The organism is Hymenobacter sp. (assembly GCF_031398885.1).
GTDB lineage: Bacteria > Bacteroidota > Bacteroidia > Cytophagales > Hymenobacteraceae > Hymenobacter.
This window is the reverse complement of sequence record NZ_JANNOD010000023.1, coordinates 32,013-43,176: the sequence shown is the minus strand read 5'-3', so window position 1 is coordinate 43,176 and position 11,164 is coordinate 32,013. Positions and strand designations below refer to the sequence as shown.

General features: G+C 62.6%; 11 protein-coding genes. 6 read left to right on the top strand and 5 right to left on the bottom strand.

The annotated features are described in order from the left end of the window. Positions 1-182: hypothetical protein (locus RMO51_RS03605; protein WP_310392074.1), on the top strand; the 182-nt coding region annotated here is incomplete at its 5' end. On the opposite strand, the gene RMO51_RS03600 is transcribed toward RMO51_RS03605, so the two are convergent. The 5 genes from RMO51_RS03600 to RMO51_RS03580 form a co-directional block, all read right to left on the bottom strand. Next, positions 179-847: a hypothetical protein gene (locus RMO51_RS03600; protein WP_310392072.1), complete on the bottom strand. Its 669-nt coding sequence runs from the start codon at positions 845-847 to the stop codon at positions 179-181. The two genes, RMO51_RS03605 and RMO51_RS03600, sit on opposite strands and share 4 nt — an antisense overlap. A gap of 307 nt (positions 848-1,154) precedes the next feature. Further along, positions 1,155-1,469 carry an OmpA family protein gene (locus RMO51_RS03595; RefSeq protein ID WP_310392076.1) on the bottom strand — a complete coding sequence of 105 codons (315 nt, stop codon included), beginning with the start codon at positions 1,467-1,469 and terminating at the stop codon, positions 1,155-1,157. Between the two features lie 19 nt (positions 1,470-1,488). Then, positions 1,489-2,211: a hypothetical protein gene (locus tag RMO51_RS03590; protein ID WP_310392070.1), complete on the bottom strand. Its 723-nt coding sequence runs from the start codon at positions 2,209-2,211 to the stop codon at positions 1,489-1,491. 215 nt (positions 2,212-2,426) lie between these two features. Then, positions 2,427-2,765, bottom strand: coding sequence for an OmpA family protein (locus RMO51_RS03585; RefSeq protein WP_310392068.1), 339 nt, complete (start codon positions 2,763-2,765; stop codon positions 2,427-2,429). A gap of 2 nt (positions 2,766-2,767) precedes the next feature. Then, positions 2,768-3,481, bottom strand: coding sequence for a hypothetical protein (locus tag RMO51_RS03580; protein ID WP_310392066.1), 714 nt, complete (start codon positions 3,479-3,481; stop codon positions 2,768-2,770). 143 nt (positions 3,482-3,624) lie between these two features. Between RMO51_RS03580 and prmA the strand changes: the two genes are divergently transcribed. The 5 genes from prmA (at position 3,625) to RMO51_RS03555 (ending at position 11,113) form a co-directional block, all read left to right on the top strand. Beyond that, positions 3,625-4,455, top strand: coding sequence for a 50S ribosomal protein L11 methyltransferase (prmA, locus tag RMO51_RS03575; RefSeq protein ID WP_310392064.1), 831 nt, complete (start codon positions 3,625-3,627; stop codon positions 4,453-4,455). A 346-nt stretch (positions 4,456-4,801) separates the two neighbouring features. After that, complete coding sequence (locus RMO51_RS03570) at positions 4,802-5,656, top strand: N-acetylglucosamine kinase (RefSeq protein WP_310392062.1); 855 nt, start codon at positions 4,802-4,804, stop codon at positions 5,654-5,656. An 83-nt stretch (positions 5,657-5,739) separates the two neighbouring features. Further along, on the top strand, positions 5,740-6,321 hold the full coding sequence (locus RMO51_RS03565) for a sigma-70 family RNA polymerase sigma factor (RefSeq protein ID WP_310392060.1): 582 nt from the start codon (positions 5,740-5,742) through the stop codon (positions 6,319-6,321). Between the two features lie 220 nt (positions 6,322-6,541). Continuing rightward, the gene (locus tag RMO51_RS03560) at positions 6,542-7,609 is read left to right on the top strand and encodes a FecR domain-containing protein (RefSeq protein ID WP_310392058.1); all 1,068 of its coding nucleotides are present in this window, start codon (positions 6,542-6,544) and stop codon (positions 7,607-7,609) included. A 48-nt stretch (positions 7,610-7,657) separates the two neighbouring features. Then, complete coding sequence (locus RMO51_RS03555) at positions 7,658-11,113, top strand: TonB-dependent receptor (RefSeq protein WP_310392056.1); 3,456 nt, start codon at positions 7,658-7,660, stop codon at positions 11,111-11,113. The last annotated feature ends 51 nt before the right edge of the window (positions 11,114-11,164 follow it).

Sequence of the window (11,164 nt, the reverse complement as noted above, 5' to 3'; positions counted from 1 at the left end):
CCAATCACTCCGGCCATCGACGCAGCGAAGCACCTCGCGGGCTGACGACAACAACGGTAGCACGCGAGATGCTTCGCTGCGCGCTGCATGACCGTCTTTTGGGCTTGCTGTCCACACACCCTAAGCCGAGCGGGGCGGTGCTGGTTCCGGTCGCCGCTTTTTTGGGCGACGCGGGTGGTTAGCGCCGGGGCTTGGGGGGTGGCAGGGCTGGCCCCAGCGCATCCGTTAATTTCTTCAGGTCGTTCATTGCTTTGGCCACGTTGTTGATGGGCAAGTTCTTAAAGGTACCCCGCAGCTGGTGGCCCTGAAGTTTCTGAAACACTCGCTCGCGGCCTTTGTAAGGAATCGTTTTGGAAGACAAAACACCGTACACGTACGACTGGAACGAGCCATCGGCGGTGCCATTTGAGACGCGGGTGAACACCATCTGGCCCAGTTTCCGGCCTTGCAGCTCCTGGAGCCCCGCGCCCCAATCGTAGACGCCGGCCAGCGGAGAGCCTTCCTTGTAGCCTATCCGGGAATGGAAGCCGGTCTGCCGGTTCTCAAGCTCCTTATCGAAGCGAGGCGGCAAGCCCGCCGTTACCAGCACGCCGGATTCCATGATGTCGAGGAAGTCGTACTTGCCCACGGCCAGCGGTGCGCTTGGCGTGCCGGTGATGGTGAGTTGAGTCTGCTCCGACTCAATCCCTAACACAAAACCTTGCAAGGGCGGCGGCACGTTGGACAGCACGTACGAATGAGCCGGCACCTTTTCGCCGTCGATACTCAACGTGAAGACCGCCCCGGTGACGGGCGGGGCCTGTCGGGGCTGGGCCGCCGAAGGGCTACTGCTTTGGCCGGTAAGCACAAGGCTCAGGCCAAGCAGGCGGGCCCACCGCGGTTTGCGGCTGGGTGAGCTCGGAGTGGCGGCGACAAGCCGCGCCAACGTGGTGCGGAGCCCACGCAGAAAGCGGAATATTGGCATAAGCATTGGGTAAAAGCGAAATGATTACCAAGTGATTAGCCTGGTTTTGCGCAGGCCCAGCCGAAGTTACAGGGGTTGTTTCTCGCAGCTGGTTTGCTAGGGTTTTCAGCTAGCAACCAGCAACCAGCCGCGAGAAACAAATGGGCGCAGCAGAAACGCAACCGGCCCCTGCCTGGCAGTTGGAACAAGTCTATCGTTTCACCAGCTCCACGCGGCGGTTTTGGGCGCGGCCGGCGTCGGTGGCGTTGTCGGCCAGGGGCTGGCTTTGACCGAAGCCGGCGGCTTGCAGGCGGTCGGCGGCCACGCCCTGGGCCGTGAGAGCGCGCACCACTGCCCGGGCGCGGGCCTCGGAAAGCTGCTGGTTGTGGGCCGGGGTGCTGGTGTTGTCCGTGTGGCCCTGCACGGCTAGGCGCAGGGCCGGGGTGGCTTGCAGCAACTTCCGAACTTCAGCCAGCGTGGGCTCCGATTCGGCTTTAAGGCGGGCCTGGTCGGTGTCGAAATTCAGATACAGCGCGACCCGGCCCTCAGCGTCTAGTTTTTTTTAGCTCGTCGGCCTTGAGCAGGGTGGCCTGCTGGGCCATGGCGGCGCGCTCGGTCACGTTCAGGCGGTACTGGTCTGTGCTCACTTCCAGTTGTAGCCAGATTTCTTTGCCTTTCTGCCGCAGAACGTAGGTGTAAGCGGGCTCATTGCCGCCGCTAATTCCGCCGTTGTATTTGTAGTAATTGTCGCTGCCGATTTTTTCGACTGCTTCTCGTGGCACCTGGGTGTCGGACACTTTCACCGCCCCAATCTGCTTGAACAGCTCCTCGTAGTTGCGCTGCACCATCAGGGCCGAGCTTTTCTTGTCCCGGTCTTTGGGCTGGAACAGGCGGCGCGACACTTTGCCTTCCACGGCGATGATGTTTTTCCCGTCGTAGATGTAGGAGCGCTCGAAATCGAAGCTGGAGCTATTGGAGGTATTGACCTCGTAATTCGGCAAGCTCGCCAAGTACGGGAACGGCCCCAGGTCGGCGGTGGACTCGGGCACGGTGCTCATGTCGAACGTGGCCGTGGGCTCGGCCGGGGCCGTTGGGGCCGCGGGGCTGCTGGCTGCTGGCGCGGTTTCGGTGGGGGCCGGGGCGACTGGGGCGGTGGTTGCAGCGCTCGTTTCAGCGGTTTGCTCGGCCGCTTTGTCTTTGCTGCCGCAGGCGCTGAGGCCGCTGGCGAGGGCCAGCGCAACGAAAAGGTGACGGGAAATTCGGGTCATGAGCATGGGTTTGGTGGGGTAATCTGGTAAATGAAGCGGTGCTTTGGCGCGGGCTTTCAACCGAGCCGGCGAAACAGTCTTGGGAGTGGCAGCAGGCAGGCAACTGCGCTGCCGTGAAGCACGGCCTTGCCCAGCGCGCGGATGTTGCCAGGAGAGGTGCAGGTGAGGGGGCTTGATTGTGCCAAAAAATTCGCAAATAAAGGTCTTTGGTTGCCCTACTGCTTCACCAGCTCCACGCGGCGGTTCCGGGCGCGGCCGGCGTCGGTGGCGTTGTCGGCCAGGGGCTGGCTTTGGCCGAAGCCAGCGGCTTGCAGGCGCTCGGCGGCCACGCCCCGGGCCGTGAGGGCGCGCACCACTTCTTGGGCGCGGGCCTCGGAAAGCTGCTGGTTGTGGGCGGGGGTGCTGGTGTTGTCGGTGTGGCCCTGCACGCCCAGGCGCAGGGCTGGGTTGGTTTGCAGCAGCTTCCGAACTTCGGCCAGCGTGGGCTCGGCATCGGGCCGCAGGGTGGCCTTATCCGGGTCGAAGTTCAGGTAGAGGGCGACGTGGCCCTCCATCGTTAGTTTTTTTTTAACTCGTCGGCCTTCACCAGGCCGGCCTGCTGGGGCATGGCGGCGCGCTCGGTTACGTTCAGCTGGTAGTATTTTCCTTCGATGTAAGGCATCACCTGCACCCACACTTCTTTGTCTTTTTGGCGAATGACGTAGGTGTCGATATCGTCGTCCGACCTGTCGAGCTGACCATCGTGTTTCTCGTATTCTTCCCGGCCAACTTTTTCCACGGCCTCGCCGGGTACCCGGCCCGTCGATACCTTGACGCCCCCCAGGCCCTTCACCAAATCTTCGTAATTACGGCTAATCATCAAATTCGAAGCTTTTGCCTTCTCATCCGCTGCCAGGTATGCCCGCCGGACCACCTTGCCTTCTACGGCAACTAGGTTCTTGCCATCGTAGATGTAAGAGCGCTCGAAATCGTAGCCAATGCTGTCGGAAGGAACATTAAACCCGTACCCTTTCAACGCCCCCAGGTACGGAAACCGGCCAAGATTGGCGCTGGAAACCGGTATCGCGCTGAGGTCGAACGCAGCGCCCGGAGCGGCTGCGGCCGGCGGGGTTTCGGAACCGGCGGCGGGCGGCGGAGCCGCTTCGGTGGCAACTGGGGCAGCGGCCGTGGCCTGGGCGGTTTGCTCAGGGGTTTTGTCTTGGCCGCCGCAGGCGCTGAGGCCGCCGGCCAAGGCTAAAGCGCCGAACAGCGAACGGGAAATTTGCGACATAGTGAAGGAGGGTGATAAAGGTGTTTGGGTCCACAAATAAAGCTGTGGTTCATTATTCGCCGGTTGTGCGAATCCATTACAGGCGTTTACAGCCGTTTGTTGCGACTTTTGTGCACTGTTAACTCACTGCTCCGCTACGCCGCATGGATTTTATTGAACTGACCGTCGAAGCCCCGCGCGAGCTGGCCGACATGCTGGTGGCCGAGCTGGCCGAAGTCGGCTTCGACACCTTCGAGGACAACGACGCCGGCTTTTGCGCCTACACCACCGAGGAAGCCTTCAACCCCGACGCGGTGGCCGAAATCATGGCCCGCTACGCGGGCATCGGCGACCTGAACCACTCCCACCGCACCATCACCCGCCAAAACTGGAACGCCGAGTGGGAGAAGAATTTCCAGCCCCTCATCATCGCCGGGCGGGTGTCGGTGCGGGCCCCGTTCCACCCCGCGCCGGCCGGGGTGGACTACGACATCGTTATCATGCCGCGCATGTCCTTCGGCACCGGCCACCACGAAACCACGGCCCTGATGCTGGAAAACCAGCTCGACGTGGACCACCGGGGCCTGCGCGTGCTCGACATGGGCACCGGCACCGGCATCCTGGCCATCCTGGCCGAGCTGCTGGGCGCCCGCCAAATCCTGGCCGTCGACACCGAGCCCTGGACCGTGGAAAACGCCCGCGACAACGCCGCCGAAAACCAGTGCCGCAGCATCGAGTGCCGCCTGGGCGGCGTCGAAACCCTGGCCGGCGAAGCGCCCTTCGACCTCATCCTGGCCAACATCAACCGCAACGTGCTGCTGGAGGACATGCCCGAGTACGCCCGCCTGCTGCCCCGCGGCCGGCCCATTTTGTTCAGCGGCTTCTACGAAGAGGACCTGGCCCAAATCACGGCCCAGGCCGCCCGGCACGGCCTGCGCTACCAGCGCCACCGCACGCTGCGCAACTGGGTGTCGGCGCTGTTTGAGAAGGAGTAGGGCCGGCGGGCTGTTCGAGGCGCCGCCGGGAAAACGGCCCGCGAAGGTGCCCGCCCGGCGGCAGTGCGCGGCGACTGGTTGGTGGCACGCTCGGGGCGGCAAACCGCGCAAGAGTGGGTGCCCCATCATTGGCAGTTCGTAGTTGCCGCGAGCTCTTGGCTGCTCCGACGCCGGAGTGAGCAGAAACCTGCAAATGCGCCGGGCAACCGCAAAAATATTTCAGCCGGCCGCAGGGGGGTAAAATTTGCGTGCAATTGGCGCCGGATGACCCAAATCCCATACATTAGCATAATGTCTTCTGGGCGTTAGTTTAATAAGTCACCGCCTGCGCACTTTACTCCAGCCAATGATTCTAATTGCCGACGGCGGTTCCACCAAGACCAACTGGTGCCTGGTTACGGCCGATGGTAACCGGTCTTTTTTCAACACGGAAGGCTACAATCCAGAATTTATCGGCACGGCTGGCATCGTCGCCTCTTTGCGAAAAAGCCTCCCCGACACGTTGGCGGGCAATCAGGTAACGGAGCTGTACTACTACGGGGCCAGCATTTCGTCGCCGTCCAAAGTAGCCGTCGTGGCCGACGCCATGCGGACGGTGTTTACGCGGGCCCGCATCTACGTCGACCACGATTTGTTGGCCGCCGCTCGGGCCTTGCTCGGCCGTGGGGCGGGGTTTGCGGCCATTCTGGGCACCGGTACCAACAGCTGCGTGTACGACGGCAAAAAAATCACCTACAACGTCGATTCGTTGGGCTACTTTTTGGGCGATGAAGGCAGCGGCTCGTTCATCGGCAAGCGGTTACTGCGCGACTACCTGCGGCAGCTTTTGCCGGGAAATCTACAGCAGGAATTTCGCGCGGCTTACGGCTTGGAGCGCGATGAAATCCTGGACCGGCTCTACAACCAGCCGCTGCCCAACCGCTTTCTGGCCAGCTTTGCCAAGTTTGCCTACGACCACAACAACGTGAGCTACTGCCGGCAAATCGTGCTCGACGGCTTCGGGGCGTTTTTCCAGAACATCATCCGGCACTACCCGGACTACCAGCGCCACACCTTCAACTGCATCGGGTCGGTGGGCTACAACTTTCGCGATGTGCTGACGGAGGTGGCTACGTCCCACGGCATGGCGGTGGGAAAAATCATCCGCTCGCCCATCGACGACCTGGTGACCTACCACTTGGAACTCGCCCAAGATTCTTAACCCTTAGGCCGCTGGCGGAGCTTTTCGGGCCCTTGGCTCGGGCGCTCCACGCCGGGCCTTTCGTTGCCGTTGCCTTGCCCACCATGACCGAAGAGAACAGCGCACAGCTCTGGGAAGCTTTTCGCCTGGGCGATGCCCCAGCCCTGGCCACGCTCTTCGAGGTGTATTACGACGCGCTGTACAGTTATGGCCTGAAGCTGACCGGCGACGAGGAGCTGGTGAAGGACTGCATCCAGAACCTGTTTCAGAAGCTATGGCGGCGGCGCGAGGGCCTGCGGGCCGTGCTGGTGGTGAAGGCCTATCTGTTCAAGGCCCTGCGCCGGCACCTGGGCGACGAGACCAAGCTGCTGCGCCAGCACCGTTACCTGCTGCCGGCTTACTCCGACTCGTTCGAAGTCACCTACTCGCACGAGGAATTCCTCATCACCCAGCAGCGCGACGCTGAGCAAAGCGCCCGGCTGCTCACCGCGCTCAACCAGCTATCCAAGCGCCAGCGCGAAGCCATTTACCTCAAGTTTTTCGACGGCTTTTCCTACGAGCGCATCGCCGAGGTGATGTCGCTCAACGTGCAGTCGGTTCGCAACCTGGTTTTCAATGCGCTGAAGGCCGTCCGGAAAGTGCTGGTGGTGTCGTTGGCGCTGCTGTGCCTGCTCTGCGGGTGCTGAAGCTCAGCAGGACAGTTTGAGGGAGTTTTTATTTGTAAATAAGGACTATTTCTAAGTCACCAGGGGCATTTTACCAAATTATCTCAAAAAAATAGACCGCGGAGTGAGTATGAATCGCCGCTAGCGCCGTGATGGAAGTGAACAGGGTTGCAGCGGCCGCTAACGCGGGCTGCGCGGCCGGGGCCAACTGCTGGCCTGCTGTTCGCCCAGCCGTCCGCTTATGAACTACGCCGCCTATTCTGCTGAAGACTTCTTAGTCGATGAATCCTTTCAAGCTTTCGTGTTTGAAAGCGACCCCGCGGCCGTGGCATTTTGGCGGGGCTGGATAATTCAGCACCCCGCCAAAGAAGCCGAGTTTTACGAAGCCGCCGCGGTGCTGCAGCAGTTGGTGGGCCGGTCCCAGCCAGCGCCCGAAGCCCTGAAACGCGAGGAACTGGCCAAGCTCTGGCACAGCATGCAGCAGCCGGCACCGCCCCGGGCCCAACCGGCGTTGCGGACCGGACGGCGCGCAATACGCACCCGCAACTGGGCCGTGGCCGCGGTGGCCGCCCTGGTGCTCACCCTAACGGGGCTGGGCCTGTGGCAACGCCCCGAACCAGCCGCCGCCTTCACGCGCTACGCCACCCGCAGCGGCGAGCGCCGGCAAGTGGTGCTGCCCGACGGTTCGCGCGTGACCCTGAACAGCAACTCGGCCCTCCGGCTGGCCGCGGCCTGGGCACCGGGCCAGCCCCGCGAAGTGTGGCTCACGGGCGAGGCATATTTCAACGTGCAGCACACGGCGCCCGCGGAGTTGAAAGCCGTGGCCGCTGCGCCGCATAACGTCAAGTTCACCGTGCACGCCAGGGCCTTGGACGTGGCGGTGCTGGGCACGCAGTTCACCGTGCTGCAGGTAGCGGGCAAAACCAAAGTGGTGCTGAATGAGGGCCAGATACAGCTAAGCCGTCGGGTGGCCGGCAACCCCGCGCCCCTGCTGATGAAGCCCGGTGAGCTGGTGGAATACAACGAAGCCGCTCCGCAAACGCCGCTGGTGAAGCGCGTAGTACGCCCCGAATTTTACTCGGCCTGGACCAGCGGGCACCTGGACTTCGACAACACGCCGGTGGCCGAAATCATCACCTTGCTGGAGGACACCTACGGCCTGCGCATCACGCTGGCCAACCCGGCCCTGCGCCAGCAAAAGCTCACCGGCTCCATTCCCAATCATGACCTGGACGTGCTGCTGAATGCTGTGGGCAAGTCCCTGGACGTAACGGTGCGCCGCGAAGGCAACCGGGTTTGGCTCGACTAGCCGAGTGCTGCTGCCGCTTACTGCTTGATTCTCTTAAAAATCCCACCCATGGCCCTTTATACGCATTACGGTAGGCTGCTGAAGCTGCTGCCCTTGTTAGCCGTTGGCAACCTGCCCCTGGCCGCCCACGCCCAGAGCTCGATGGTGGCCATGCTCAAGCCGGCGCCGCAGGCCGAGCCCGCCCGCCAGGCGGCGCAGGGCACGTCCCTGGAGAGTATTTTGCAGGAATTCAAAACCACGCACCACGCCTTTTTCCTGTGCCGCAGCGAGCTTTTGAGGGACAAGTACGTCAACGTGGAGGCCCTGACCTTTCGCACCTGGGAGGAAAAGCTGACCTATGTGGTAACCGTGAGCGGCCTGCGCCTGGAGAAAACCGGCCGCAACGTCTACATCATCTCGGCGCCCAAAAACCCTGGTTCATCGCTGCAAACGATTGGGGCCGGGGCGAGCCCGGTGGCTAGCCGGGAAACCACGGCAGCCGCCGCCGTTACGGTGCAGGGCCAAGTGGTGGGGCCCGACAATGCGCCCATTCCCGGCGTGACCGTGCTGGTGAAGGGCACCACCAACGGCACGACCACCGACGTGGGCGGCAACTTCAGCCTGAGCCTGCCCGATGCCACGGCCACGCTGGTCATTTCCGCCATTGGCTTCGTGACCCAGGAAATCAACCTGGAAGGGCGCACCAAGCTGAGCGTGGCGCTGCAAACCGATGTGAAGGCCCTTGAGGAAGTGGTGGTGCTGGGCTACACGACCCAGAAAAAGTCGGACCTGACCGGCGCGGTCGCGCAGATTAACCAGAACGACATTGCCAGCATTCCGGTGGGCGGCGTGGCCCAGATAATGCAGGGCAAGGCCGCCGGCGTGGCCATCACGCAGGCCACCGGTGCGCCGGGCGAGAACATCGCCGTGCGCATTCGCGGGGTGGGCACCATCAACGACAACAACCCGCTCTACATCATCGACGGGGTGCCGACCAAGGACGGCATCAACCAGATTTCGCCCAACGACATCGAGAGCATCAACATACTCAAGGACGCTTCTTCGGCCGCTATTTATGGCGCGCGGGCGTCCAACGGGGTGGTGGTGGTGACCACCAAGCGCGGCAAGTCGGGCAAGCCCCGGTTGAGCGTGAGCGCCTACACCGGGGTGCAAACACCGGCCAACCTGATTCAGATGGCCAACACCAGCCAGTACGTGGCGGCCTACAACGTGGCGGCGCAGAACGACGGCCGCGACCAGATTCCGGCCGCGCTGGCCAGCGCCCTGCCCGACGTGAACTGGCTGAAGGAAGTGCTCAAACCCGCCCAGCAGTACAATGTGCAGGCCGACGTGAGCGGCGGCGGCGAGAACTCGCAGTACATCGTGTCGGGTAGCTACCTGAAACAGGACGGCCTGATTCAGAACTCGTCGTACGACCGCTACAACCTGCGCACGGCCGTGAACAGCACCTTGTCGAAGTACTTCCGGGTGGGCACCAACGCCAACCTGTCGTACGCCAAAACCCGGGAAGTGGGCACTTCGGGCGACGGCTTTGGCGACGGTAACCCGGGGGCCAGCATCGTGCGCTACGCCCTGTTCCGCACCCCGGCCACGCCGGTGTATAACGAACAGGGCCAGTTCGTGGACCTGCCCATGGCGGACGGCAAAATTGCCTCGGCCTTTTTTGGCGATGGCATCAACCCCGTGGCCCTGGCCGACGCGGCCGACCGCAACTTCAACCGCTACTCGCTGCTGGGCAACGCCTACGTGGAATTCAGCCCGATTGAGCGCCTGCGCATCCGGTCGGACTACGGCGTAACCTTCCTCATCACCGACTACAAGCAGTTTTTCAAGACGTTCGGCATTGACCGGTCCTTCAACTCGCCGCCGCAGCTGGGGCAGTCGAACACCAACGAGTTCAACTACAACTGGACCAATACCGCCATTTACGACTTGCCGCTGGGCCGCAATACATTCAATATCCTGGTCGGCACCGAGGCCATTAAGAACAACGTGCGGGGTATTTCGGCCTCGCGCCGGGGCTACGTCGACCAGTCGCCCACGTTCCAGTACCTCGACAGCGGCATCGGCATTCAGCAGAACGGGGGCGGGGAGGCGCATTCCTCGCTGCTCTCGGCCTTTGGCCGGCTGGCTTACGATTTTGACGGAAAGTATCTGGCCAGCTTCAACTTCCGGCGCGACGGCTCCTCTCAGCTCTCGCCCGGCCTGCGGGCCCAGAACTTCTACTCGGGCTCGGTGGGCTGGAACCTTGCCCAGGAGGAGTTCATGCGCGGCATCGCGGCCATCACGCTGCTCAAGCTGCGGGCCAGCGTGGGCCAGCTCGGCAATTCGGCCATCGGCAACTACCCTTACGCCTCGCTCATTGGTGGCAACTTCTACTACCCCTTCGGCGGGGCTTCGACCCAGGGCCTGAGCATCGTGACCAAGGGCAACCCCAACGTGCGCTGGGAGACCAGCACCCAGAGTAACGCGGGCCTCGACGTGGGCCTGTTGAAAGGTGCCCTGCAGCTCACGCTGGACTATTTCATCAAGAATACGTCGGATGTGCTGCTGTTTCTGCCGCAGCCCAGCAGCGCCGGCGGCGGCGGCAACCCGGCCGTGAATGCCGGCAAAATCCGCAACAACGGCCTGGAGGTAGAGCTGGCCTACCGCAACACCGTGGGCAAGGACTGGAGCTACGGCCTGAGCGGCAATTTCGCCACCCTCAACAACGAAGTGGTGTCGCTGGGCAACGCCGCGCCCATCGTGGGCGGGCGCATCGACAACAACTACTTCGCCACGCTCACCGACGTGGGCCAGCCTATCGGCTCGTTCTACCTGCTGCAAAAAGAGGGCATTTTTCAGAATGCGCAGGAGGTGTTCACCCACGCGTTTCAGGGGCCGGGCATCAAGCCCGGCGACGTGAAGTACAAGGACATCAGCGGCCCGGACGGGGTGCCGGACGGCGTCATCGACGGGCTGGACCGCGCGTTTGTGGGCAGCCCCATCCCGAAATTCACCTACGGCTTCACGGGCAACGTGCGCTACAAAAACGTGGACCTGAGTGCGTTTTTTCAGGGCGTGCAGGGCAACAAGCTCTACAACCAAGTGAACACCGACATCGAGGGCTTTTACCGAGCCTTCAACGTCACGGAGCGGGTGGCCACCAACTACTGGACGGCCGAGGGCAGCACCAACGAATTTCCCCGCCTGTCCTGGACCGGCGCCTCCAACAACAAGCAGCCGTCCGACCGCTTCCTGGAGGACGGCTCCTACCTGCGCCTGAAGAACCTGCAGCTGGGCTACACCTTCGGCGAGAAGCTGCTGACGCCCGTGAAAATCTCCTCGGTGCGCCTCTACGCCAGCGTGCAGAACCTGCTCACGTTCACGAACTACACCGGCCTCGACCCCGAGCAGGGCACCAACAGCAACTCCCTCGGCGACGGGGTCCGGGCCACGGGCATCGACTTCGGGACCTATCCGTCGGCCCGCACCTTCACAGTGGGCATCAACGCCGGCTTCTAATTAGTTGTCAGTTTTTAGTTGTTGGTTGTCAGATATTTAATGAGGATATGC

Coding starts and splice junctions, on each gene's coding strand:
- RMO51_RS03590 (WP_310392070.1), bottom strand. CDS start 2,211: ATGACCCGAATTTCCCGTCACCTTTTCGTTGCGCTGGCCCTCGCCAGC.
- RMO51_RS03585 (WP_310392068.1), bottom strand. CDS start 2,765: ATGGAGGGCCACGTCGCCCTCTACCTGAACTTCGACCCGGATAAGGCC.
- RMO51_RS03580 (WP_310392066.1), bottom strand. CDS start 3,481: ATGTCGCAAATTTCCCGTTCGCTGTTCGGCGCTTTAGCCTTGGCCGGC.
- prmA (WP_310392064.1), top strand. CDS start 3,625: ATGGATTTTATTGAACTGACCGTCGAAGCCCCGCGCGAGCTGGCCGAC.
- RMO51_RS03570 (WP_310392062.1), top strand. CDS start 4,802: ATGATTCTAATTGCCGACGGCGGTTCCACCAAGACCAACTGGTGCCTG.
- RMO51_RS03565 (WP_310392060.1), top strand. CDS start 5,740: ATGACCGAAGAGAACAGCGCACAGCTCTGGGAAGCTTTTCGCCTGGGC.
- RMO51_RS03560 (WP_310392058.1), top strand. CDS start 6,542: ATGAACTACGCCGCCTATTCTGCTGAAGACTTCTTAGTCGATGAATCC.
- RMO51_RS03555 (WP_310392056.1), top strand. CDS start 7,658: ATGGCCCTTTATACGCATTACGGTAGGCTGCTGAAGCTGCTGCCCTTG.